This window comes from Leisingera sp., from assembly GCF_982940295.1.
Map to the genome: position 1 here is coordinate 1 of NZ_CEYXRG010000021.1, position 22,381 is coordinate 22,381.

The 22,381-nt window shown below is 62.5% G+C and carries 25 protein-coding genes; 6 read left to right on the forward strand and 19 right to left on the reverse strand.

Annotated elements, in window-relative coordinates; translation table 11 throughout:
- Positions 1-74 precede the first annotated feature (74 nt).
- The 7 genes from AC4HIX_RS16870 to AC4HIX_RS16900 are packed head-to-tail and all read right to left on the reverse strand — an operon-like array spanning position 75 to position 5,470.
- Complete coding sequence (locus AC4HIX_RS16870) at positions 75-968, reverse strand: lysophospholipid acyltransferase family protein (RefSeq protein ID WP_490399827.1); 894 nt, start codon at positions 966-968, stop codon at positions 75-77.
- 32 nt (positions 969-1,000) lie between these two features.
- A complete protein-coding gene (locus AC4HIX_RS16875) occupies positions 1,001-1,270 on the reverse strand; it encodes an HPr family phosphocarrier protein (RefSeq protein ID WP_027235562.1) in 270 nt (89 codons plus the stop codon).
- Complete coding sequence (locus AC4HIX_RS16880) at positions 1,271-1,678, reverse strand: PTS sugar transporter subunit IIA (protein WP_475049241.1); 408 nt, start codon at positions 1,676-1,678, stop codon at positions 1,271-1,273. It abuts the gene before it with no gap.
- A gap of 9 nt (positions 1,679-1,687) precedes the next feature.
- Positions 1,688-2,566 carry an RNase adapter RapZ gene (gene rapZ, locus AC4HIX_RS16885; RefSeq protein ID WP_475049239.1) on the reverse strand — a complete coding sequence of 293 codons (879 nt, stop codon included), beginning with the start codon at positions 2,564-2,566 and terminating at the stop codon, positions 1,688-1,690.
- Positions 2,559-2,996 (reverse strand): HPr kinase/phosphorylase, encoded by a 438-nt coding sequence (locus AC4HIX_RS16890; protein ID WP_490399828.1) that lies wholly within the window; start codon positions 2,994-2,996, stop codon positions 2,559-2,561. Before AC4HIX_RS16890 ends, rapZ begins: the two co-directional genes overlap by 8 nt.
- A gap of 2 nt (positions 2,997-2,998) precedes the next feature.
- Positions 2,999-4,714 carry a sensor histidine kinase gene (locus tag AC4HIX_RS16895; protein ID WP_475049235.1) on the reverse strand — a complete coding sequence of 572 codons (1,716 nt, stop codon included), beginning with the start codon at positions 4,712-4,714 and terminating at the stop codon, positions 2,999-3,001.
- Between the two features lie 51 nt (positions 4,715-4,765).
- Positions 4,766-5,470: a response regulator transcription factor gene (locus AC4HIX_RS16900; RefSeq protein WP_475049234.1), complete on the reverse strand. Its 705-nt coding sequence runs from the start codon at positions 5,468-5,470 to the stop codon at positions 4,766-4,768.
- A 344-nt stretch (positions 5,471-5,814) separates the two neighbouring features.
- On the opposite strand from AC4HIX_RS16900, the gene AC4HIX_RS16905 reads away from it, so the two are divergent.
- Together AC4HIX_RS16905 and AC4HIX_RS16910 are read left to right on the forward strand one after the other, a co-directional pair.
- On the forward strand, positions 5,815-7,413 hold the full coding sequence (locus tag AC4HIX_RS16905; RefSeq protein WP_475049233.1) for a phosphoenolpyruvate carboxykinase: 1,599 nt from the start codon (positions 5,815-5,817) through the stop codon (positions 7,411-7,413).
- A gap of 172 nt (positions 7,414-7,585) precedes the next feature.
- Positions 7,586-8,263, forward strand: coding sequence for a methyl-accepting chemotaxis protein (locus tag AC4HIX_RS16910; RefSeq protein ID WP_490399829.1), 678 nt, complete (start codon positions 7,586-7,588; stop codon positions 8,261-8,263).
- Here the strand turns inward: AC4HIX_RS16910 and dgt are convergent.
- The 3 genes from dgt to AC4HIX_RS16925 form a co-directional block, all read right to left on the reverse strand.
- Positions 8,260-9,615, reverse strand: coding sequence for a dGTP triphosphohydrolase (gene dgt / locus AC4HIX_RS16915; protein WP_490399830.1), 1,356 nt, complete (start codon positions 9,613-9,615; stop codon positions 8,260-8,262). The genes AC4HIX_RS16910 and dgt overlap by 4 nt on opposite strands.
- A 63-nt stretch (positions 9,616-9,678) precedes the next feature.
- Positions 9,679-10,575 carry a cation diffusion facilitator family transporter gene (locus AC4HIX_RS16920; protein WP_490399831.1) on the reverse strand — a complete coding sequence of 299 codons (897 nt, stop codon included), beginning with the start codon at positions 10,573-10,575 and terminating at the stop codon, positions 9,679-9,681.
- A gap of 23 nt (positions 10,576-10,598) precedes the next feature.
- On the reverse strand, positions 10,599-11,366 hold the full coding sequence (locus AC4HIX_RS16925; protein ID WP_490399832.1) for a sulfite exporter TauE/SafE family protein: 768 nt from the start codon (positions 11,364-11,366) through the stop codon (positions 10,599-10,601).
- 145 nt (positions 11,367-11,511) lie between these two features.
- Between AC4HIX_RS16925 and AC4HIX_RS16930 the strand changes: the two genes are divergently transcribed.
- The 3 genes from AC4HIX_RS16930 (at position 11,512) to AC4HIX_RS16940 (ending at position 14,731) form a co-directional block, all read left to right on the forward strand.
- On the forward strand, positions 11,512-13,197 hold the full coding sequence (locus AC4HIX_RS16930) for an acyl-CoA dehydrogenase family protein (protein ID WP_490399833.1): 1,686 nt from the start codon (positions 11,512-11,514) through the stop codon (positions 13,195-13,197).
- Positions 13,198-13,472: 275 nt separating this feature from the next.
- Complete coding sequence (locus tag AC4HIX_RS16935; protein WP_490399888.1) at positions 13,473-14,060, forward strand: SGNH/GDSL hydrolase family protein; 588 nt, start codon at positions 13,473-13,475, stop codon at positions 14,058-14,060.
- A 278-nt stretch (positions 14,061-14,338) separates the two neighbouring features.
- Positions 14,339-14,731: an META domain-containing protein gene (locus tag AC4HIX_RS16940; RefSeq protein WP_490399834.1), complete on the forward strand. Its 393-nt coding sequence runs from the start codon at positions 14,339-14,341 to the stop codon at positions 14,729-14,731.
- Here the strand turns inward: AC4HIX_RS16940 and recO are convergent.
- The 3 genes from recO to era all read right to left on the reverse strand — a co-directional run bounded on the left by recO (position 14,715) and on the right by era (position 16,836).
- Positions 14,715-15,440: a DNA repair protein RecO gene (recO, locus tag AC4HIX_RS16945; RefSeq protein WP_490399835.1), complete on the reverse strand. Its 726-nt coding sequence runs from the start codon at positions 15,438-15,440 to the stop codon at positions 14,715-14,717. The two genes, AC4HIX_RS16940 and recO, sit on opposite strands and share 17 nt — an antisense overlap.
- Before the next feature lie 69 nt (positions 15,441-15,509).
- Positions 15,510-15,839 carry a DUF1491 family protein gene (locus tag AC4HIX_RS16950; RefSeq protein WP_490399836.1) on the reverse strand — a complete coding sequence of 110 codons (330 nt, stop codon included), beginning with the start codon at positions 15,837-15,839 and terminating at the stop codon, positions 15,510-15,512.
- A 91-nt stretch (positions 15,840-15,930) separates the two neighbouring features.
- Positions 15,931-16,836, reverse strand: coding sequence for a GTPase Era (gene era, locus AC4HIX_RS16955; RefSeq protein ID WP_490399837.1), 906 nt, complete (start codon positions 16,834-16,836; stop codon positions 15,931-15,933).
- A 203-nt stretch (positions 16,837-17,039) separates the two neighbouring features.
- Here era and AC4HIX_RS16960 point away from each other — a divergent pair, with 203 nt between their 5' ends.
- Positions 17,040-18,422, forward strand: coding sequence for a multicopper oxidase family protein (locus AC4HIX_RS16960; protein ID WP_490399838.1), 1,383 nt, complete (start codon positions 17,040-17,042; stop codon positions 18,420-18,422).
- 4 nt (positions 18,423-18,426) lie between these two features.
- Here AC4HIX_RS16960 and rnc read toward each other — a convergent pair whose 3' ends face one another.
- From rnc to AC4HIX_RS16990, 6 genes are all read right to left on the reverse strand, one after another.
- Complete coding sequence (rnc, locus tag AC4HIX_RS16965; protein ID WP_475049217.1) at positions 18,427-19,104, reverse strand: ribonuclease III; 678 nt, start codon at positions 19,102-19,104, stop codon at positions 18,427-18,429.
- A complete protein-coding gene (lepB, locus tag AC4HIX_RS16970; protein ID WP_475049215.1) occupies positions 19,101-19,937 on the reverse strand; it encodes a signal peptidase I in 837 nt (278 codons plus the stop codon). Before lepB ends, rnc begins: the two co-directional genes overlap by 4 nt.
- A gap of 58 nt (positions 19,938-19,995) precedes the next feature.
- Complete coding sequence (gene acpS / locus AC4HIX_RS16975; RefSeq protein WP_490399839.1) at positions 19,996-20,427, reverse strand: holo-ACP synthase; 432 nt, start codon at positions 20,425-20,427, stop codon at positions 19,996-19,998.
- The gene (locus AC4HIX_RS16980) at positions 20,424-20,843 is read right to left on the reverse strand and encodes an ABZJ_00895 family protein (protein ID WP_490399840.1); all 420 of its coding nucleotides are present in this window, start codon (positions 20,841-20,843) and stop codon (positions 20,424-20,426) included. The genes acpS and AC4HIX_RS16980 overlap by 4 nt, the downstream gene beginning before the upstream one ends.
- A 7-nt stretch (positions 20,844-20,850) precedes the next feature.
- Entirely contained in the window at positions 20,851-21,597 is a 747-nt protein-coding gene (locus AC4HIX_RS16985; protein ID WP_490399841.1) for a pyridoxine 5'-phosphate synthase, read from the reverse strand.
- 106 nt (positions 21,598-21,703) lie between these two features.
- A complete protein-coding gene (locus AC4HIX_RS16990; RefSeq protein ID WP_490399842.1) occupies positions 21,704-22,345 on the reverse strand; it encodes a DUF2062 domain-containing protein in 642 nt (213 codons plus the stop codon).
- Positions 22,346-22,381 lie beyond the last annotated feature (36 nt).

Here is a 22,381-nt window from a genome sequence, read left to right on the forward strand (position 1 = left end):
TTGGCCTGGCGGCCAATTCACCCCCGGGATATTTTCAGCCAGATGAAGAGGCGGACCCGCGTCACGCCTGCATGTCAGCCTTCTTTGCCGAGATTGAGCGTGTGCTCGCGCAGCCAGGCCATGAAACCGCGCGGGTCGCTGTGCAGCTTTTCCATCTGCTCATCGGTGAGCGGCTTGCCGACCACCGGCGCCTGCGGCTTGTTGCAGGAGCGCACGATTTCATGCAGCAGGAGGCCCTGGCGCAGGATGGGAGAGATCTGGCAGGCGATCTGGTACCAGCGCGAATTCGAGCCTGGGAAGTAGATCGGAACCACCCGCGCGCCGGAGCGCCGGATCAGCTGGGCGGTAAACACGTTCCATTCCCGCTCAACGGCAGGGCCGAACCAGCTGTCGGACGACATCACCACGCCGGACGGAAACAGGGCAACGGCGCCTCCCTCCTTAAGGAAGGCCATGGTCTTGGCCCGCATATCGACCATCTTGCGCTGCGCTTCGGGGTCATGCGGGAAGGGCACCGGAATCATGAAGGAGGTCGCGGCCTCGTCCAGTCCGGTCAGCACCGAGCGGGTCAGGATCCGGTAGTCCAGGCGGCGGCGGCCGATCAGGTCAGCGAAAATCATGCCGTCGACCATCCCATGCGGGTGGTTGGCGACGATCACCACCGGCCCGTCGGCAGGGATATTATCGATCTGCTCCTGCGGCGTCTCCAGGTCGATGCCCATGGTGTTGAGCGCTCCGCGCCAGAACTTCTGGCCGCGGTATTCGGCGTTGTTCTTCTCGAACTTGCTGACCATGCGCAGGATCGTCAGCTTGCCGGTCAGCCATTCGATGGTCTTGATCGCCAAGGAGGTCCAGCGGTCATCAAAGGAGTTGGCATAGGTCAGCGTGCGGCGGTCATAGACCTCGCCCGTCTGATTAGCGGTATCCGATGCGATGCCGGTGTTCCTGTCGTGTGCGGTATCCGCCAATGTGTTCTTCCCGTTCCGCTGCCGGCGCGGGCCTAGTAGCCCTCGCCGAACTTATCGGCCACCAGGGCCTCCAGCGCATGCGCCAGCGCATCAGCATCGGGCCCCGAAGTCTCGACGTCAATAGTCGTTCCTTTCGAAGCTGCCAACATCAAAAGGCCCATAATGCTGTCACCGGAGGCGGACAGCCCGTCCTTTATCACCTCAGCCGAGGCGTCAAACCCTTCGACCACCTCCACCAGCTTGGCCGAGGCCCGGGCGTGCAGCCCTTTTTCATTGATGATTTTCAGCGTCTTCAGAGCCATTTAGTATGCCTGCTCCCCGTCAGGGTTTACGTTTTGCGCGTTGATATACTTGCGCCCGGCCTCCATGGCTTGCCGGACCGCGTCGGCCACCGGCAAGTGGCGGGATTTTGCCAGTTTGATGAGCATTGGCAGGTTGGCGCCGTAGAGAATCCGGCGGTCAGGCGGTGCGCATGCCTTGAGACTGAGATTGGAGGGAGAACCGCCGAACAGGTCTGTCACGACGACAACACCGCCTCCGGTGTCGACCTCATTCGCGGCAGCGCAGATCTCGTCCTGCTTGGCCGCCCGGTCGTCATCAGGGCCGATGGCGATGGCCACCAGGCTGGGCTGCGGCCCAACTACATGTTCCACGGCGGCCAGGTACTCCCTTGCCAGCCCGCCATGTGCTACGATCACGATCCCGATCAACCCGGCCTCTCAATTCTTTTGCTGGCCTTGCAGCTCGCGGTGTCTAATTGACACTTGCTGGCCGTCTTCTGCAAGGGCCTTGGCCAGGGTTTCCGCCATTGTGACCGATCTATGCTGGCCTCCCGTGCAGCCGAAGGCGATGGAGAAATGCGATTTTCCCTCTTGCCGGTAGGCCGGCAGCAACAGGCGCGTAAGGTCCAGCACCCGGGTAAAGAACGGCTCGTACAATGGATCTTCCCTGACGTAGTCCTGAACGGCCGGGTCCTGGCCACTCAGCTGCCGCAGCGACGGCTCCCAATAAGGGTTCGTCAGAAACCTGCAGTCGAACACCATGTCGATTCCGTGCGGCACCCCGCGCTTATACGAGAAGCTCTGCACGGACAGCGCCAGTGCCCTGCCCTCCGGTGCGAACCAGCGTTCGATCTCCGCCTTCAGCTGATGGACATTCATCTCTGAAGTGTCGAGCAGGATGTCGGCGCGGTCGCGGATCGGCGCCATCAAATCAAGCTCCCGGCGCACACCCTCTCCCGGTGATTCTGCCGGGGCCAGAGGGTGGCGGCGGCGGGTCTCGGAAAAGCGGCGCAGCAGCACGTCGGGCTGCGAATCGAGATAGAGCACGGTCAGCTCGACCTCCCGGCGCCCGGCCAGCATGTCGATCACATCCAGCAGCGCCCTCGGCGAGAAATCCCGGTTGCGGCTGTCCAGCCCCAGCGCTACCGGCCGCGGCTCCGCAGCAGCATCAATCAAGCCGGGCAGCAGCCGCAGCGGCAGGTTGTCGATAGCCTCGAAACCGAGATCCTCCAACACGTTGATCGCAGTGGTCCGGCCCGCGCCCGAAGGACCGGTCACCAAGACAGCCGGCACCGCCTTTTTGTCGGGATCAGGCATCGGGATTCAAGGCTCCGCATCTGAGGAATTGCATCAGCGCCGGGGCGAAATGCGGGGCATCCACGCGCTTCAGGCGGACCACCTCCTGCTCCAGCAGCCGCGTGGTCTGGCGTACCGGCAACCGTTCGGTTTCCGTTTCGTCCAGGTCCACCAGTGCCACGACAGGGACAGGGCTGCGGATTTGCGCGTGAAGGAGGCCCATGCAGCGGGCCTCTACCATGCCGCGGATCGGCTCCGGCGCGCTGGCGACCACCTGTCCGTGCAGCGGTTGCAGCAGCACCCGGTCATCGGCGACCAACTGAGCACCATAAGCCATCAGCTGCAACGCCAGGGCCGACTTGCCCTGGCCGGACGTACCGGTAATCAAAAGCCCCCGCCCCTCCAGCGCAACGCAGGAGGCATGCAGGATAAGGCTTTCCGTATCAGACATGGTTACACCGGCAGACCAACCACAAAACGCGCGCCCAGTGGTTCAGAGGTGACATCGGCCTCAGTCGGACGGATGTTCTCGGCCCAGATCACGCCGCCGTGCGCCTCGACAATCTGCTTGGAGATCGCCAGGCCCAGCCCGGAGTTGTTGCCGAAATGCTCCACCGGGCGCTGCGAGTAAAACCGTTTGAAGATCTTGGAGAGCGCCTGGTCCGGGATGCCGGGTCCGGTATCCTCGACCACCACCAGCACCCGGTTGGCGCGGCGGCGGGCCCAGACGCGAATGGCATCGCCTTCCTCGCAGAAGGAAATCGCATTGGTAATCAGGTTTACAAAAACCTGCGCCAGCCGCGCTTCCAGCCCCTGCAGCTGGATGGGCTGGGCGGGCAAGTCCGTAATGTAGTCGATCCCTTTGGCACGTGCGTCTTCGCCCAGATACTGGTTCAGGTTGCCCAGCATGGCCAGGAGGTCGAAATCCTCTTCCTCTTCCTTGACCAGCTCGGCATCCAGCCGCGAAGCGTTGGAAATGTCGCTGACCAGCCGGTCAAGCCGGCGCACGTCATGCTCGATCACATCCATCAGCTTCTCGCGCTGATCGTCGCGTTTGACCATGCGCAGCGTGCCGACGGCTGATTGCAGGCTGGCAAGGGGGTTCTTAATCTCATGCGCTACATCAGCAGCGAACTGTTCATTGCTGTCGATGCGGGAATAGAGCGCCTTGACCATGCCGCGCAAAGCGCGGCTGAGGCGGCCAATCTCATCCGGGCGGGCGGAGAGGTCGGGAATACGGATCCTTCCCGGACTGGACTTGCGGCTTCCGCGTTCGCGGCCCAGCTCAGCCGCCTCGGCCAAATCGGCCAGCGGATTGGCGATCGTAGAGGCCAGCACCAGGCTGAGACCGACCGAAACGAGCAGCGCAACTACAAACATCTGCAGCACCCGCTCCTGCTCTCCGCGCACCAGCGCGTCCACTTCGCCGGTGGGAGACGTCAACGCAATCACGCCGACAGCCTTGCCGTTATGCATAATGGGCGTAGCGGCGGAGATTACCCGGCTGCCGCCTGTATCCACGACGGTTTCGACACCCGTGCCGCCATTCATGGCCCGGTCGACCAGACCACCCAGCCGCGTTTCAAGCGACGGGCTATGACCGCCCGCTGCGGCGGCAGGCGTGCCGTCGCCATCAGCGAGACCCCAGAGTGCAGACAGCGCATCGCTTATCAGCGTTCTGTTCGTGCCACTGTCATTCAACACATTCAGGGCGTCACTGCGGTCGACCCCCTTGATGCTGGAAATAAGATTGCCGGTGGTGTCGAAAACAAATGCTTCGACCCCGCCGCGAAGGCTGAGCCGGGCCAGCGTGTCCCCGGCCTGGATGCCATCACCGGCGGCAAAGCTGACCGCCCCTGCGGCCGGCATTTCCGCCTCGAACACATCCGCCGCAAGCATTGCTTCAGAAACCAGCGTGCCCGCGCGCTGCTGTACAAGGCTCTGACGCGAGGAATTGAGGTACAAGATGCCAGTGACCAGAATGATCAGCGCGATTAGGTTGAATGTGATGATCTTGCGGGTCAGCGGCGAACCCTTAAGCGACAGCAAGCTGCGGCGCGCGCGGCTGACCTGCATTTCACGCGTGACGGATTGCTCTGGGGTGACCCAATCCTCCCCCAGAACAACATCGCCGTCCTGCTGACGTTGCACTATGCTGGTATCGCGCATACGCGCCCACTCCTCCGGCCGGGGGCAAACCGCCCCGCTCAAACGTGCCGCTTATTCTTCATTATAACGGTAACCGATTCCATAAAGAGTTTCGATTGCCGCAAATTCCGAGTCCGCGCTGCGCATTTTCTTCCGCAGGCGCTTGATATGGCTGTCGATGGTGCGGTCGTCCACATACACCTGGTCATCATAGGCCACATCCATCAGCTGGTCGCGGCTTTTGACAAAGCCCGGACGCTGGGCCAGCGCCTGCAGCAACAGGAATTCGGTCACCGTCAGCGACACATCCTTGCCTTTCCAGCTGACTGCATGCCGCAGCGGGTCCATCCGCAGATTACCCCGCTCCATGACCTTTGTCTCAGGACTGCTGCTGCCGGCAGCATCACTGCTGATCGCCTCCTGCCGGCGCAGCAGAGCGCGGATCCGTTCGACCAGCAGACGTTGCGAAAACGGCTTCTTGACATAGTCGTCAGCGCCCATCCGCAATCCCAGCACCTCATCGATCTCATCATCCTTGGACGTGAGGAAGATCACCGGCATCTGGGTTTTCTGCCGCAGCCGCTGCAGCAGGTCCATGCCATCCATGCGCGGCATCTTGATGTCCAGCACCGCCATATCGGGCAGCTTCTTGTTGAACGCGTCCAGTGCCGCCTGGCCGTCATTATAGGTTTCGACCTCAAAGCCCTCGGCCTCAAGCGTCATGGAAACCGATGTCAGGATATTCCTGTCATCGTCCACCAAAGCAATCTTTGACATTGGAATTGCCCCTAATCTGCTCTGTTCTCTGTTATGTTTTTACCACTTTCATCGCCGTTATGATCCGCCGAATCAATCCCAATTGAAGAATCGCGGCGATCTTTGGGTTCCATTGGGGCAAAAATACCTTAGCGTCTGCTGAACAAGCGGGCGGTTTTCCCCTTTGCAAATAATGGTTGCGCTAAACATTGCCTTGGTGGCGCTAACTAGGGGATGCCGGCCTGTTCACCGCCTGAAACGCCATGTTAAGACCGCGCCACCGGCAGCGATGCCGTTTTCTATTGCCCCAATGGCGCAGCCGCGCAGCCTGCGTGCCGCCCGCGCCGCCACAGGAGAAAAAACGCATGACATCTGGACGGGTTAACCCGCAATTCCGCCTCGAAGATCAGGGCATCGAGGGCCTGGGAAATGTCTATTACAACTTCATGGAGCCGGCGCTGATCGAAGCCGCGCTGAAGCGCGGCGAAGGCACGCTGGGCAATGGCGGCGCCTTCCTGGTCACCACCGGCAAATTCACCGGCCGGTCGCCCAAAGATAAACATGTCGTGAAAACCGACAGCGTGCGCGACACCATCTGGTGGGATAACAATGCCGCGATGAGCGCCGAAGGCTTTGACGCGCTGTACGCCGACATGCTGGAGCACATGAAAGGCAAGGACTACTACGTCCAGGACCTGGTGGGCGGTGCCGACCCGGCGCATGCGATTAATGTCCGCATGGTGACTGAGCTGGCCTGGCACAACCTGTTCATCCGCACCATGCTGCGCCGTCCGGACCGCGAAGACCTGGATGATTTCATCGCAGACTTCACCGTCATCAACTGCCCGAGCTTCAAAGCTGACCCCAAGCGGCACGACTGCCGTTCCGAAACCATCATCGCGATGAACTTCGACAAGAAGATGATCCTGATCGGCGGCACCGAATATGCGGGCGAGAACAAGAAATCGGTGTTCACCCTGCTGAACTACCTGCTGCCGGAAAAAGGCATCATGCCGATGCACTGCTCTGCCAACCACGCCAAGGGCAACCCGGTCGACACTGCCGTGTTCTTTGGCCTCTCTGGCACTGGCAAGACCACCCTGTCTGCTGACCCGGACCGCGTGCTGATCGGTGATGACGAGCATGGCTGGGCCGACAACGGCACCTTCAACTTTGAAGGCGGCTGCTATGCCAAGACCATCAATCTGAACCCAGAGGCAGAGCCGGAAATCTATGCCACCACCTCCAAGTTCGGCACCGTGATCGAGAACATGGTGTTCGACGAGGAAACCAAAGAGCTGGATTTCAACGACGACAGCCTGACCGCCAACATGCGCTGCGCCTACCCGCTGCATTACATCTCCAATGCATCGGCCAGCGCACGCGGCGGCCACCCCAAGAACATCATCATGCTGACCTGTGATGCGTTCGGCGTTCTGCCTCCGATCTCGCGGCTGACCCCGGCCCAGGCGATGTACCACTTCCTGTCGGGTTTCACCTCCAAGGTGGCCGGAACCGAGCGCGGCGTGACCGAGCCGGAACCGACTTTCTCCACCTGCTTCGGCGCCCCCTTCATGCCGCGCCGTCCTGAGGTCTACGGCAACCTGCTGCGCGAAAAGATCGCCCAGCACGGCGCGACCTGCTGGCTGGTGAACACCGGCTGGACCGGCGGTGCCTATGGCGTTGGCTCGCGGATGCCGATCAAAGCGACCCGCGCGCTGCTGACCGCAGCTCTCGACGGCTCGCTGGCCGAGGCCGAGTTCCGCAAGGACGGCAACTTCGGCTTTGACGTGCCGGTCACCGTGCCGGGTGTGCCGGAGGTGCTGCTCGACCCGCGCCGCACCTGGGATGATCAGGAAGCCTATGACCGTCAGGCCGCCAAGCTGGTGCAGATGTTCTCCGACAATTTCGAGCAGTATCTGCCGTTCATCGACGAGGACGTGAAAGCGGCTGCCATCGGCTGATGCCGTCCGAATTCCTCTGAGTAAAGAAAACCCCGGCCTTTTCGCCGGGGTTTTTCATTTCAGGAAATTTATTTTCCAATAAACCATTCTTTAACCCTTCCAGCGCAAACCTTCCGCAAGCGCGACTTTGCGGCTGTTTTACTGATTTTTGCGCCACATCGGGGAGGGCGAGATGGATAAAGAGGCCTTGAAGGTTTTCAACAGCATTTTCAGCACCGGCAGCGCCTTTGTGTACCGCTGTGCCAATGACGAGACCTTCACGATGAAGTTCATGGCCGGGCAGGTCGAAAAACTTTGCGGCTGCCCGAAATCGGACATTCTTGGAAATGCCAAGGTGTCCTACGTTGATTTGACTCATGCCGAAGACATCGACCGTGTCTTTGCCGATGTGGACGCTGCCATCGAAGCAAAGGAGAACTGGGATGTCGCCTACCGCCTGAGCCGTCCCGACGGCTCGGACGCCTGGGTGCGAGAGCGCGGCAACGCGGTCTACGACGACAGCGGTGAGATGGTCTATCTCGAAGGGCTGGTGGTAGATGCATCAGCTGAGGTCAACCTGCGCATGGAACTGCAGGAAACACTGAACCGGACTGAGGAGGCCAACGCCGAGATCATTAACTTGGCTGAGAACATTCTGCGGTCCGTTCAGAAGCTGTCCATCCTGGCGATCAACGCCGGGATCGAGGCCGCACGGGCAGGCAAGGCAGGCTTGGGCTTTGCCTACCTCGCCCGGGAGATCAAGGCGCTGGCGGATGAGAACAACCGCTGGGCCAGCCGCATCACCGACACGATGGCCCAGCGCAAGCGCGATGAGGCACGGGAGGCGGCCAGCGAGGCAGAGGCCGGTTAGCGGGCCACCGCCCCCGTAACCATGTCCCGCACCTTGAGCGCATAGCGGTCGGTCATGCCAGAGACGAAATCGGCCAGCGAATGCATCGCGGTGTAGGCGTCCTCCACCCCGCGCAGGTCCAGATCCACAGCGCGGATCAGCTTGGCCCAGTAACCATGACGGGCTTTCAGTTCCTCTGCGTCCCAGCCGCACGCACACAGGTCCTCATATAGGCCCTGGAATTGGTCCAGCACCGAGTGCAGTACTTGGCGCCCGGTAATCTCCAGCTCGGTCTTGCGGCGGGCAACAAAGATCCGCTGCTCAGACAGTTCTTTCAGCCGGGCAAAGGCCTGCGCTTTGGAGGACACTTCCATCAGCCCTTCGTTGAACTCGCCCATCATGATGGCGTCATAGTTTTCGATAAATGCCTCTACGGCGGCGTCAATGGACTGGCCAATTGCAAAGGCACGCAGCAACCCGATACGGTCGCGCATCGGCAGGCCGCGGTCCTCATTCGGTTTCCCGACAATCCCCTCAAGGGCCTCGGCAACCTCGGCGCGGTCCAGGTCGCCAACGCTGGCAGCGTCCTCGATATCAAGTATGCGATAGCAGATGTCATCCGCCGCCTCGACCAGAAAGGCCAAAGGATGCCGCCGCCTCCAGCCTCCGGGCTCAGCGGGCAGGCCCAGCGCATCGGCGGTTTCTTCGAACAGCTCTGCGTCGGAGTTGAATACCCCGAATTTCTTGAGGCCGACATAGGGCGCCTTGCCGGCTCCCACAGCTTCATCCCGCACCAGACGGGTGCAGGGATACTTCATGAAAGCACCCAGTGTCGCATAGCTGAGCCGCAGCCCGCCCTGCTGCTGAGCGTATTCCAAGCGCCCGACGATACGGAAGCCTTGCGCGTTGCCCTCGAAATGCTCGAACTCGGCGCGCAGGTGCTGCGGCACTTGTGCTGCGATGCCGCGGCCGGACCGGAACTGGGCTGCGAACCAGTCGCCGATGCTGTCCTCGCCTGAATGGCCAAACGGCGGATTGCCGATATCATGCACCAGGCAAGCGGCCTCGACGTGGCCTGCCAGCCGTGCGACCTGCTCCGCCTGCAGGCTGCCGCGTTCCACCAGCGCAGCCCCCACGCCTGCCCCCAAAGAACGGCCCACGCTGGCCGTTTCCATGCTGTGGATCATCCGGTGGTGCACGTGGTCATGGTCATGCAGCGGGTGCACCTGGGTTTTCTGAGCCAAACGGCGGAATGGCTCAGAGAACAGGATCCGGTCGTAATCCTGCAGATAGGCCGGACGGCCCGCTTTCTCGCCATACTCCGGCCGGCACAGCCGCCCGGGGCTCAGCAGCCTGTTCCACTCCATCGCCATGTGCCTGCTCCTTTGCCTGTCTGGCAGTGCTTAAACGGGAGGCCGCGTGGAATTGCAAACGCTTCAGCGCGGCTTGATCCCGGCGGGCTCCAGCTTGTGCTCCGGCTCCACGTGAATCACCACATCCGCATCCGGGAGCGCGTCCTTCAATGCAGCCTCTACCCGGTCACAGATGTCATGCGCAGCCTGCACGGACATGGCACCATCAACCACCATATGAAACTCGACGAACAGGGCGCGGCCGGCGCGGCGGGTCTTGAGCCCATGGACCTGCATCGCGCCATTAGCACTTCGGTGAATGATCTCCTCGATCCGGGCGCGTTCACCTTCAGGCGCCGCCATGTCCATCAGCCCGTTGACGGACGAAGCGATCACCCGCCATCCCTCCCTCAGGATGTTGACTGCAACCAGCAGCGCCAGCAGCGGATCAAGGATGGCCCAACCGCTGGCCAGTGCCAGAAGCAGCCCCGCCAGTACCCCTGCTGAGGTCCAGACATCGCTCATCAGATGCCGCCCGCCTGCCGACAGTGCCGGAGAGCGCAGCTTTCCGCCCGCCCGCAGCAGCACCCGCGCCCAAGCAAGGTTCACCGCCATCGCCAGCGCATTGACCAGCAGACCCGCGGGGCTCCAATCCGCCATCTCGGGCCGGGTCAGGGCATTCACGGCCTCATGCACGATCACCAGCGCGGCGATCACGATCATGATACCCTCCGCCACGGCCGAGAAATACTCGGCCTTGTGGTGGCCATAGGGGTGTCCTGCATCCGGCGGCCGCTGGGCATAGCGCACGGCAAACCAAGCCATCACCGCGCCGCCGATGTTCACCAGCGACTCCAAGGCATCCGACAAGAGCGCTACCGAGCCGGTCATCATCCAGGCCGCAGTCTTCAGCCCCATAACCGCCAGCGCAATCAGGATAGAGCCCGTTGCAAGTTGCTGGGCACTGAACGTTTGTGACATTATCCCTCCCGCCTGCGCCTTGCCTACATCAACAACCCGCGGCGCAGCAGGTTCAGTCCTGCAATCAGCAGCACCACCAGCGTTACCCGCCGGAACAGCATCTGGTCGATCCTGTCATGCAACCGCCCGCCAATCCACATTCCCGCCACCGCAGGTACAATCAGCGCCAGCGAGAACGGAGCGGTTTCGGCCCGCATCACGCCAGAGCCGACATGAGCGACCAAAAGAGCTATGGCGCCGAGACCATAGATTACCCCCTGCACCCGGATCTGCTCTGTCTTTTCCGTGTTTAACGCGGTGAGATAGGCCACGGTTGGCGGCCCCCAAACACCTGAGACGCCACCGATCAGCCCGGCCACGCCACCGACAACCGCCTCAGTGCGGCGAGTGGGGTTTGTAATGGAGAACACCTTTCCCATTAACTGGATACAGGCAAAGGCCGTGACCGGCACTCCGATCACCAACAGCAGTACCTGCTGCGGCAGGAGACGTACCATTTGGGCGCTTAGAAGCAGGCAGACCAAGCCGATCAGAAGGAACACACGGAACTTGCGGATCGAGGCCATAGCTGCGCCCGGCCCCTGCCTCAGAGCTTGCATCCCGTTGGTGACCAATGTGGGCAGGATCAGTCCCGCCAGCGCCAGGTCTGGCGCCAGGAACATGCTGAGGCCCGAGATAAGAATCATCGGCATGGCAAAGCCAACCAAGCCTTTAACCGTACCCGCCAGCAGCGCGATGCCAAAAGCCGCTGCCAGTTCAGCTGGGGAAAGAAATGAAAACAATGCCGTCATCCCTCCGCTCTACCACAAACAGGTGGCGCTGCACCGGCAAAATGGAGGCGCAATTTTTGATCCAAATGACGCACATGCGGGTATTTTTGTTGCGCTGCACCTGCAAAATGATTTACCACCAGGCGACCGAAGAAGGATCTGATTCATGGCCCACGACGGACAGGACTTGCATATGAAACCGACTCTCATTCCCGACCTGCTGGCGCTGACCGGCGCAGCGCTGGAACCACTGGACCAGCTGCTTGAGGCCGCGCGAGCCTCTGTGAAGGAAATGGTGAGCAGCGAAGGCCGCGTCTCCGGCAAGCTGATCGAGGAAAACCAGGTTGCCGCCCACGGGCTGTCGTGGCTGGCAACCTATGTCTATTCCCTGCGCCAGATGCAGAAATGGGCTGAGAAGCTGCAGGCTGAGGGCAAGTTCGGCGAGATGGAGCAGCTGCTCCACCAAATCGGCTTTGGCGAGTACCTGTGGCAGGTCTACGGCGGCATCCAGATGAACCAGGGCGAGATCGTCCGCCTGCAGGATCTGGGCCTGTCGCAGGACGCCCAGCGGTCTCTGATGGTGCCTGCAGTGATGACGCTGTGCGAACAGGGCAACAGCCAGGCCGCCCGCTCCCGGCTGGTTGAGCTGATGGAAGAACAGGCCGGCGCCACCATGTTCGGCAGCTCCGGCCTGGAAGAAGAGCTGGAAATGATCCGCGACCAGTTCCGCCGCTATGCGGTGGAGAAGGTCGAGCCGAATGCCCACGACTGGCACCTGAAGGATGAGCTGATCCCGATGGAGGTGATTGAGGAACTGGCCGAGATGGGCGTCTTTGGCCTGACCATACCCGAGGAGTACGGCGGGTTCGGCCTGTCCAAGGCCTCAATGGTGGTGGTCTCTGAAGAACTGTCGCGCGGCTATATCGGTGTCGGCTCGCTGGGCACCCGGTCGGAGATTGCCGCGGAGCTGATCCTGTGCGGCGGCACCGACGAGCAGAAGGCCAACTGGCTGCCCAAGCTGGCCAGCGCCGAGATCCTGCCCACCGCCGTGTTCACCGAGCCGAACACCGGTTCCGACCTCGGCTCCTTGCGCACCCGTGCGGTGAAGGACGAGAACGGTGATTACAAGATCACCGGCAACAAAACGTGGATCACACACGCCGCCCGCACCCATGTCATGACGCTGCTGGCGCGCACCGATCCCAACACCACTGACCATCGCGGGCTGTCGATGTTCCTGGCAGAGAAGACGCCCGGTACGGATGAGCACCCCTTCCCGACCGAAGGCATGACCGGCGGCGAGATCGAGGTTCTGGGCTACCGCGGCATGAAGGAATACGAGCTGGGCTTCGACAACTTCCATGTGAAGCAGGAGAACCTGCTGGGCGGTGAGGAGAACAAGGGCTTCAAACAGCTGATGGAGACCTTTGAATCGGCCCGCATCCAGACTGCAGCCCGCGCCGTCGGCGTGGCGCAGTCGGCGCTGGACATTGCCATGCAATACGCGCAGGAGCGCAAGCAGTTCGGCAAATCTTTGATCAATTTCCCGCGCGTCTCCGGCAAGCTGGCGATGATGGCGGTGGAGATCATGATCGCCCGCCAGCTCACCTATTTCTCGGCCTGGGAAAAGGATCACGGCCACCGCTGCGACCTGGAGGCCGGCATGGCCAAGCTTTTGGGCGCACGGGTGGCCTGGGCCGCGGCCGACAACGGCCTGCAGATTCACGGCGGCAACGGCTTTGCGATGGAATACAAGATCTCCCGCGTGCTGTGCGATGCCCGGATTTTGAACATCTTCGAAGGTGCCGCAGAAATTCAGGCCCAAGTCATCGCCCGCCGGCTGCTGGGCTGACGGCTTGATAGCAGCGTAATCCGGGAGCACTCCCGCTCAAGCCCGGCGTTCGCGCCGGGTTCTTGTTTTGCGGTACTGACGCCGAGTTGGATGCGTTATCTCCGCAACCAATGAGAGGAATAGGACTGTTTCCAATCTAGGTTATTCGATCCTTAACAATTTGTGGTTAACAAGTGTCCATGACACTCTTCCGCTGCCTCCTTTTACCTGTTTTTCTGCTGCTCTCCGGCTGCACAGCTTCGGTGCAGCCAGAGAACCCGTCCCGTATTCTAGCGATGGGGGATTCTCTTTTGGCCTGGCACAGCCTTTCCGGCAAATCCGTGGCTGACACTGTAGCCCGCGAACTGCAGGAGCCGGTGGTGGACCGCTCAGTCTCAGCGGCGCGGGTCATCTACAAGCTGCCGATTTCCGGCGCGGCCGGGATGAATATCCGCAAGCAGTACAAGCCCGGCAATTGGGACTGGGTGATCGTGAATGGCGGCGGCAATGACCTGTGGCTCGGCTGCGGCTGCTTCGCTTGCGACCGCAAGATGGACAAGCTTATCTCGGACGATGGGCGCCAGGGCGCCATCCCCAGCATGCTGTCCGAATTGCGCGCAACCGGTGCCCAGGTGATTTACGTTGGATACCTGCGCAGCCCCGGTGTCGGCTCGCTGATCGAGCATTGCCGCGACGAAGGCAACGAACTGGAAACCCGCATTGGGCGGATGGCTGCTTTGGACGAGGGTATCCATTTCGTGTCCAACAAGGACATGGTGCCCTATGGCGACCGCTCCTATCACTCGCTCGACATGATCCACCCGTCTGTCAAGGCCAGCGGCGAGATCGGCCGCAAAGTGGCGGCGGTTATTCAGGCTAACTAACCGGCGGCCCTCCCGCCCCCCCATTGCGCATTCTTGGAATGCCCTTCCGGGGGTGGGCCTGGCGCCGTGCTGCGCACGGCGCAGCAGTGTGCCTTATTCTCGGATCGGCACCCGCCGCGCAGCGCGCGGCGCCCGGCCCAACGGGAGCAAGGCATTTTCAATGCCGCCGCGACGGGCGGGAGAGCTCCCGTAAGTGAATTCCCGCTGACAGCGCCGAAAGCGTTGCAGATCCCCGGGCTGACCCGCACAGTACGGAAGTTACTCTACCGGGAATGCTCATGCTGCGTCTCTTCGTGCTGCCAGCCTTGCTGCTCTTTTCGGCCTGCACAGGGGACGAAACCCTGTCGGCTTACGGGGCCGCGGATAAGTTATGGCGTTTGCAAAGCATTGATGGCACGGCCTATACCGCCGCCGCCAGCCTGCGCTTCCCGGAGCCCGGAACCATTGAGGGTCAGGCACCCTGCAACAGCTTCACGGGTAAACAAACCGCGCCTTATCCTTGGTTCTCGGTCGAGGCCCTTGCCGTAACACGGGTGGCCTGCCCCGGCCTGAAAGCTGAAGCCGCTTTCCTGCAGGCGTTGCAGGAAATGACGCTGGCGGAAGTTTCCGGGGACGTGCTGATCCTCACCAGCGGCCAGGGGCGCGAGATGCTGTTCACAGCCGGCGGCTGAGCAGATCCATCAGACGCCCGCGCGCCTCTGGCAACGGGTGGCTGCCCAGGGATGGCGCCAGGTGTGTTTCCATGAAATAGCCGGTGGTCCGCAGGGCCTGGAGGATTTCGGTATCCTCTGCATCGCCCTGGCCCAGCAACACCGGCGGCAACGGCAGGAGCCGGTCCGCCCACTCCCCGGCGCCTTCACGTGAAACAGCCCGGCCCGTCTTTGGCGAGACAAATGCCAGCCCGGCCAGCCTGCCGGTCACCGCACAAGCGGACAGGTCCAAGCCAAAACCCACCTCCTCCAGCAGTGCCAGTTCCCACTGAAGATAAGCGAGCGGCCAGAGGTCCTCGTGCTCCAGCAGATCCAGCAGTCTTTCGCTGCGCACATAAAGGTCCGGATGCGGCTCCCGCTCCGGCAGGCAGAAGGCCAGCAGCGCCGTGACCGCATTCAGCCCTGCCAGCGCCAGCCGCCCGGACAGAGCCGCCGCCGCCCGGCTGCGCAGGGGTTCGGCGTGATAACTGCCCAAATGGTCCTCCAGCCGCGCCCGCCAGGTCACGTCCAGCTGAGCGCCGGGCTGCAGGACCGGAGCCATCCTGCGGCTGGCCCCGCCGCGCACCACGCCCGCGTGGCGGCCGTGCTCCTCGGTGAAGACGTCTATGATTGCCGAACTTTCGCCGTGGCGGCGCATCGATAGCAATATGCCGTGATCACGCCACTCCAAAGGCGGGCCTCCCTGTCATCCGGTCTGCCCCAGCAGAACGCATTGCAGCCCAGCCTGCAAGCGGCAGCGTCACTCCAGCCCCGGTTCGTCCAGCAGATGGCGGCCGGAGCGGTCTTCGACCTCGATCACCCAGAGATCCGGGTCGAAGTCCCGCTGGCGGCGGATGGAGCCGTCAACGTCGCCTTCGGGCCCGGCAGCCAGCTCATCCCATATGCGGTCGCCGGTCATCAGGTCAAAGGTCCGGTGAAAGGCGCGGGCCTGACCGTCCAGCGTATTGAGCTTGACCAGCACCGCGCCAGCGGTGTCGTCGCCATGCGCGGTGATGAAGGCCGGGATGTCCTGAAACCGCAGACGGGCCAAGTATGCATCAACCCAGAAACGGGCCGTTAGGCGGGTCATGCCGCGCCGTCTCCGGCCTGAGCGTGCAGGGAGAGTACGGGAGCCTCCGGCGGGGATTTTTCAGGCAAGAGGAAAAACAAGGACCTGCGTTTCAATTGCCGTCCTTGAAGTCGAGGCCCATTTCGGAATAGCGCTCGGCCTCTTCCAGCCAGTTCGGGCGCACCTTTACCTGCAGGAACAGATGCACCTTGCGGCCCAGGAACTCTTCCAGCTCGGCGCGGGCGGCTTGAGAGACGGCCTTGATGGTCTCGCCGCGCTTGCCCAGCACAATGCCCTTGTGGCCGTCACGCACCACATAGATGATCTGGTCAACGCGGGCGGAGCCGTCCTTGCGCTCTTCCCATTTCTCGGTTTCGACGGTCAGCTGATAGGGCAGCTCCTGGTGCAGGCGCAGGGTCAGCTTTTCGCGGGTCATTTCCGCCGCGATCATCCGCATCGGAAGGTCGGCGATCTGGTCTTCGGGGTAGAGCCAGGGGCTTTCCGGCAGCTTGCCCGCCAGCCACTGGCGCAGGTCGTCGACGCCATGGCCGCGCTCTGCCGAGATCATGAAGGTTTCGGCAAAGGCGTAGCGGCTGTTCAACTCCTGGGCGAGGCCCAGCAGTTTTTCGGCCGGCACCTTGTCGATCTTGTTGATCGCCAGCGCCACGGTGCGGCCTTCGCCGATTTCCGACAAGCCTTCGAGGATGGTTTCAACACCTTCGGTGATGCCGCGGTGGGCCTCGACCATCAGAACGACCACGTCGGCATCCGCTGCGCCGCCCCAGGCGGCGGCAACCATTGCACGGTCCAGGCGGCGGCGCGGCTTGAACAGGCCGGGGGTGTCGACAAACACCAGCTGCGCGTCACCCTCCATCGCCACACCGCGGATACGGGCGCGGGTGGTCTGCACCTTGTGGGTCACGATCGAGACCTTGGCCCCGACCATGCGGTTCAGAAGGGTGGATTTGCCCGCGTTGGGCTCTCCGATCAGGGCAACGAATCCGGCGCGTGTGGTCATCTGTACTGGTCCTGTTTGCAGATCAGTGCCTCTACAGGATTTTACCCACAGGGGCCAGAGGCGTTTTGAAACGGGGTCTCAGCCACGGTCGCACAAGCTTGCCCTATGTCAAAGACCTGTGGCAGAGGGCATGGGAGAACCGCAGCGCCAAGCCGATCCGCCAGCCAGGCCTTTCTTTGATTGCATGACAGGAGGCCTGCCCGATGAACCGCCGTGATTTTCTGCTTGGAACTGCCGCATCTGCCGGAGCGCTTGGCGCGGGGGGATGGAGCCTCGCGGGTGCGCCAGCTGCGCAACAGCTGACCATCCAACCTGCCAGCTTTGCTTTCCGTGAGACGCCGGCCCAGGGGCTGGTGAGCCTGTCACCAGATGCGCCGCCGCCGGTTTTGTATGGCACCCAGGGCAAGCCGATGCGGCTGCGGGTGGTCAATGGCACCGAGGATTACACAGCAATGCACTGGCACGGGCTGCGGATTGCCAATGCGATGGACGGGGTGCCCTATCTGACCCAGATGCCGATCGCGGGCGGGGAGAGCTTTGAGTACGCTTTCACCCCGCCGGATGCCGGCACCTATTGGTATCACCCGCATTGCATGACCATGGCGCAGATGGCGCATGGGCTGACCGGGGTGATGGTGATCAAGGAACCTGAGGACCCCGGCTTTGACAGTGATCAGGTGATCAATCTGCGGGATTTCCGGTTGGATGAGGACGGCGCCTTCCTGCCCTACTACACCGCGCGCGGGGCGGCGCGGGGCGGAACACATGGCAATGTACTGACCGCGAACTGGCTGCAGGCGCCGGTCTATGACCATCCAGCGGGCGGGCTGGTACGGCTGCGGGTGGTGAACACCGACACCACCCGGATCTACAAGCTGCATCTCAGCACGGACCAGGCGCGAATCATTGCCTGGGACGGGCATCCGGTGGAGGTGGAGCTGCCCTTGCCTTCTGCCAAGGACCCGCTGCTGGTCGCTCCCGGACAGCGGGTGGATTTCGCTGTGCGGATGCCCGCGGGTGAGGGGCAGACAGCGGACTTGCTGGCAGAGCTGCCGGGCCAGCCCGCCCGCATCATGGCGCAGCTGCGCTCAGTTGGCGCAAACCTGGCGCGTGACCTGCGGGAGCTGAAGCCACTGCCCGTTAATCCGGTTTCCCGGCCGGATCTGGCAGAGGCAGAAGTGCATGATTTCGTCTTTGGCTGGACGCCGGAAGGCGGACCGCCATATGACGGCTTTTGCGGTTCAATGGGTTACAGCTTCTGGTCGATCAACCGCACGCCCTGGGCCGGGGATGCCGCCAAGGGAACCGGGCCGCTGGCCGTGCTGGAGAGGGGCAAGAGCTATGTGCTGCGGCTGAGAAACGAATCTCCGAACCTGCACCCGATTCACCTGCACGGGCTGGCGTTCATTCCAATCAGTTCCAACCTGCGCCAGCTGCCGCCGCTGGTGACGGACACCTTGCTGCTGCTGAAAGACGAGGTTGCAGAGATCGGCCTGGTCGCCGACAATCCGGGCGACTGGGCCTTTCACTGCCACGTGATCGAGCACCAGAAGACCGGCCTCGCAGGTTATATCCGCGTGGCCTGAATGCCTAACCGAGCTGTTCCAGCAGCGCCTTGGCGGCGGCCTGCTCCGCCTGCCGTTTGGAGCCTGCGGTGGCCTGTGCCTCGGTGCCATCCTGCAAGCGCGCGGCGATGGTGAAGACCGGCGCGTGGTCCGGGCCGCTGCGGGAAACCTCTACGTAAATGGGCACCTTCTGCCCGCGCGCCTGCGCCCATTCCTGCAGCGAGGTCTTGGCGTCCCGCGCGTCGGTTTCCACCTGATGGATGCGGCTGCCCCACAGGCGCAGGATCATCTCGGCCGCGGCGTCAAAGCCCGCATCCTTGTAGACAGCGGCGATCACCGCCTCCATTGCATCGCCCAGCAAAGCCTGCTTGCGCCGCCCGCCCGACATCATCTCGGAACGGCCCAGCTTCAGCACTGCGCCAAGGTCGATCTCCTTGGCGACATCGGCGCAGGCTTCCTTGCGCACCAGCGCGTTGAAGCGCGGCGCCAGCTGGCCTTCGGTGGCGGTCTTGTCGTGCTCCAGCAGCGCGGTCGCCATCACGAGTCCAAGCACCCGGTCGCCCAGGAACTCAAGCCGCTGGTTGTCTTTGCGGTTGGGCGAGGACACGGACGCGTGGGTCACGGCGCGCTGCAACAGGTCGGGGCGGGCAAACTTGTGCCCAATCCGCTCCTCAAACGCGCGCAATTCTTTGGACAGTTTCACTCGATCCCCTTGAAGAAACGGTCGCTGCGCCAGGTCCAGAAATAGAGCATGGACCGCCCGGCGGAAGAGAACATAATCCGGTCGGCGCGGCCGATCAGGTTTTCATAGGGCACAAAGCCAACCCCGCCGGCAGATTGCGGCAGGCGGCTGTCCGAGGAATTGTCCCGGTTGTCGCCCATGAAGAAATAGTGGCCTTCCGGCACCTGGTAGACGCCGGTGTGATCCATGCCCTGATTGGTGATGTTGAGCACGATATGTTCATTGCCGCCCGGCAGGGTCTCCAGCTTGCGCGATTTTTTGCAGATCGCGCCCTGGCCCACCGGCGCGTTTTCACAGCGCGGGAACGAGCCCTGCGGCCCCTGGCGTTCCATCACTTCTTCGAACTGGCCTGCATCCTCCAGCTTGACCGGCTCGCCATTGATGAACAGCACGCCGTTCTTCATCTGGATCTTGTCGCCCGGCAGGCCGACCAGCCGCTTGATGAAGTCGTTGCCGTTGACCGGGTGGCGGAACACCACCACATCACCGCGCTCCGGCTCGCCGCCCATCAGGCGCGTATTGTCACCGTCCAGAAAGCCGCAGATATCCTTAGCGTCGATGTTTAGCCCGACCGCCCCGATGCGCACGCTGGGGCAGGACGCATACGAATAGCCATAGGCCATCTTGTTCACGAACAGGAAATCCCCGATCAGCAGGGTTTCCTTCATTGATCCGGACGGAATCCAGAAGGGCTGGAAAAACAGGGTGCGGAAGACACCGGCGATCAGCAGCGCGTAGACGATGGTCTTGATCGTCTCAAGAATCGAACTGCCGGTCTTTGCTTTGGCCGTCATCAGGCTCTCCGGTTTGGAAACAGGGTCCGGGGCTACATGCGGGCCTGAGGGGGGCAAGTCAAGTTCCCGAAGGTGATTCCGCCGGGTCGCTGGCGGCCGGGCGCGCCTCGATCACCACAAAGGCCTGCGCCCAGGGGTGGTCGTCGGTCAATGTCACGTGAATAACCGCCTCATGGCCGGGCGGTGTCAGCTCGCGCAGCCGGTCGGCGGCCCAGCCGGTCACATGCATCACCGGCTGGCCGGTGCGCAGGTTGGACACTGCCATGTCCTTCCAGGCAATTCCCATGCGCAGGCCGGTGCCCAGCGCCTTGGAGCAGGCCTCTTTTGCGGCCCAGCGCTTGGCATAGGTGCCCGCCACATCGCGGCGGCGCTCGGCCTTGCGCTGTTCCACTTCCGTGAACACCCGGTTGCGGAACCGGTCGCCGAACCGGTCCAGCGTGCGCTGGATGCGTTCGATATTGGCAAGATCGGTTCCGACACCCAGGATCATTCTTCCAGCCGCTTCAAACCCAGCTTGATGCCATGGCCCAGGAACAGGCGGTTGACCATCAGGATGACCGCCAGAAGCAGGACACAAACGCCTGCCAGATACAGGGGTGGGATCGTTTGCCGTGCTTCGATCATCAGCGGATTGTTCCAGTAGAGCGGCAGCTGGACAATCGTCAGCACCGCCACCACTCCGGTCATTGCCGCCGCGTTGACCCAGGCCGTCTTGGCCGCCAGCGGCGCCCGGGTTGCCTGCGCGATGCGCATCCCCTCCAGCACCGAGGCAAACATCGGGGGCAGCACGGTCGCGAGACCGGCTGGCATCCCGACCCCGAACTGCGCCAGCAGCAGCCCCAGCAGCAGCATCCCGACGGAGGCCGCCATCCACAGAAGCCCATAACGGATCAGATTGACTTGCATGCCCCCATCACCCCCGCGCTTCATCCATCAGGCGGCGCATCTCCTGCACAGCCGGGGTTAGCCCGCGAAAGATGGCTTCGCCGATCAGGAAATGGCCGATGTTGAGTTCCTTCACCTCCGGAAACGCCGCGACCGGCTGCACGGTCTCGTAGGTGAGGCCATGCCCCGCATGCACTTCCAGCCCCAGCGAATGGGCATAGACCGACATCTCCCGCAGCGCCTCCAGCTCGCGGTCGCGCTCAGCAAACTTGCCGTCGGCGTGGAAATCGCAATAGGCGCCGGTGTGCAGCTCGATCACCTCGGCACCGATCCGGTGCGCCGCCTCGATCTGTTTCTTGTCGGCAGCGATGAAGATCGACACCCGGCAGCCCGCATCGCGCAGCGGCGCAATGAAATGGGCCAGGCGGTTTTCCTCGCGGGCCACTTCCAGTCCGCCCTCAGTGGTCCGCTCCTCGCGCTTTTCCGGCACGATGCAGACCGCGTGCGGCTTGTGGCGCAGGGCGATCTTCTGCATTTCCTCCGTCGCCGCCATCTCGAAATTCAGCGGCACGGTAAGCGCCTTCATCAGCGCGTCGATATCGGCGTCGGTGATATGGCGGCGGTCCTCGCGCAGGTGGGCAGTGATGCCGTCGGCACCCGCCTCCTCCGCCAGCTTTGCAGCGCGGACCGGGTCCGGATAGGCCCCGCCGCGGGCGTTGCGCACCGTCGCCACATGGTCGATGTTCACGCCCAGGCGCAGTTGGTTCTGTATCATGAGAGCTGTCTCATCCGTCTGAAGTCAAAGCGTTAACCCAAAGACTAGACAGACGGCGGGCAAGAGCAAGCCTGCAGGCAATAATGGTACAATCCGGCAGCCTGCCTCAGGAGCCGGTGCTGACCTCGGCGCGCTGCTTGATGGCCTCGAACTTGGCTTTGATCTTGGCCCGGCGGCGCTGCTGGTAGACCCGGATCACCGGCAGGCTGAGCATATAACAGACCGTGGCGCAGATTATGCCCGGGATGATGCCGCCGATCATATAGGGGTAAAACACCTCGTTAAAGAACAGGTGCAGCCCCTGCCAGTCGGCAGGCTTGTCCATGAACAATGCAAACAGGTTGTCCTTGAGGTCGCCGCCAGCGGCGAGGAACTTGCCCACCAGGGACTTGTCGACTTCCTCGTCGAATTCGGTACCGAGAAGCCAATGGCCCGTCTGCAGGCTGGCCACCCCGATCGGCACATAGGTCAGAGGATTGCCAAAGAAGGTTGCGCTGAGCGACGCAAGAATGTTGCCATTCATCACCCGGGCGATGATCGCCGCCACCACGAAATGCAGGCCATAAAATGGCGTGAAGGTGGTGAACACCCCGGCCCAGATGCCGCGGGCAATGCGTTCCGGCGAATCGGGCAGCCGCCGCACCCGGTGTTTCACGTACAGGAAGGCCCGGCCCCAGCCGCCGCGCGGCCAGACAAAATCCGCCAGCGCCCGGATGGGCGAACGTCTGTCCCGGCGCCTGAATACCAAAGCTGTCCGTCCTTCTCAGTTCCGGCTCAGAGTTTC

What these genes read in the sequence shown, in the direction of transcription:
- AC4HIX_RS16875 (WP_027235562.1), bottom strand. Translation starts at nt 1,270, where the DNA reads ATGGCTCTGAAGACGCTGAAAATCATCAATGAAAAAGGGCTGCACGCC.
- rapZ (WP_475049239.1), bottom strand. Translation starts at nt 2,566, where the DNA reads ATGCCTGATCCCGACAAAAAGGCGGTGCCGGCTGTCTTGGTGACCGGT.
- AC4HIX_RS16890 (WP_490399828.1), bottom strand. Translation starts at nt 2,996, where the DNA reads ATGTCTGATACGGAAAGCCTTATCCTGCATGCCTCCTGCGTTGCGCTG.
- AC4HIX_RS16895 (WP_475049235.1), bottom strand. Translation starts at nt 4,714, where the DNA reads ATGCGCGATACCAGCATAGTGCAACGTCAGCAGGACGGCGATGTTGTT.
- AC4HIX_RS16900 (WP_475049234.1), bottom strand. Translation starts at nt 5,470, where the DNA reads ATGTCAAAGATTGCTTTGGTGGACGATGACAGGAATATCCTGACATCG.
- AC4HIX_RS16905 (WP_475049233.1), top strand. Translation starts at nt 5,815, where the DNA reads ATGACATCTGGACGGGTTAACCCGCAATTCCGCCTCGAAGATCAGGGC.
- AC4HIX_RS16910 (WP_490399829.1), top strand. Translation starts at nt 7,586, where the DNA reads ATGGATAAAGAGGCCTTGAAGGTTTTCAACAGCATTTTCAGCACCGGC.
- dgt (WP_490399830.1), bottom strand. Translation starts at nt 9,615, where the DNA reads ATGGCGATGGAGTGGAACAGGCTGCTGAGCCCCGGGCGGCTGTGCCGG.
- AC4HIX_RS16920 (WP_490399831.1), bottom strand. Translation starts at nt 10,575, where the DNA reads ATGTCACAAACGTTCAGTGCCCAGCAACTTGCAACGGGCTCTATCCTG.
- AC4HIX_RS16925 (WP_490399832.1), bottom strand. Translation starts at nt 11,366, where the DNA reads ATGACGGCATTGTTTTCATTTCTTTCCCCAGCTGAACTGGCAGCGGCT.
- AC4HIX_RS16930 (WP_490399833.1), top strand. Translation starts at nt 11,512, where the DNA reads ATGGCCCACGACGGACAGGACTTGCATATGAAACCGACTCTCATTCCC.
- AC4HIX_RS16935 (WP_490399888.1), top strand. Translation starts at nt 13,473, where the DNA reads ATGGGGGATTCTCTTTTGGCCTGGCACAGCCTTTCCGGCAAATCCGTG.
- AC4HIX_RS16940 (WP_490399834.1), top strand. Translation starts at nt 14,339, where the DNA reads ATGCTGCGTCTCTTCGTGCTGCCAGCCTTGCTGCTCTTTTCGGCCTGC.
- AC4HIX_RS16950 (WP_490399836.1), bottom strand. Translation starts at nt 15,839, where the DNA reads ATGACCCGCCTAACGGCCCGTTTCTGGGTTGATGCATACTTGGCCCGT.
- era (WP_490399837.1), bottom strand. Translation starts at nt 16,836, where the DNA reads ATGACCACACGCGCCGGATTCGTTGCCCTGATCGGAGAGCCCAACGCG.
- AC4HIX_RS16960 (WP_490399838.1), top strand. Translation starts at nt 17,040, where the DNA reads ATGAACCGCCGTGATTTTCTGCTTGGAACTGCCGCATCTGCCGGAGCG.
- lepB (WP_475049215.1), bottom strand. Translation starts at nt 19,937, where the DNA reads ATGACGGCCAAAGCAAAGACCGGCAGTTCGATTCTTGAGACGATCAAG.
- acpS (WP_490399839.1), bottom strand. Translation starts at nt 20,427, where the DNA reads ATGATCCTGGGTGTCGGAACCGATCTTGCCAATATCGAACGCATCCAG.
- AC4HIX_RS16980 (WP_490399840.1), bottom strand. Translation starts at nt 20,843, where the DNA reads ATGCAAGTCAATCTGATCCGTTATGGGCTTCTGTGGATGGCGGCCTCC.
- AC4HIX_RS16985 (WP_490399841.1), bottom strand. Translation starts at nt 21,597, where the DNA reads ATGATACAGAACCAACTGCGCCTGGGCGTGAACATCGACCATGTGGCG.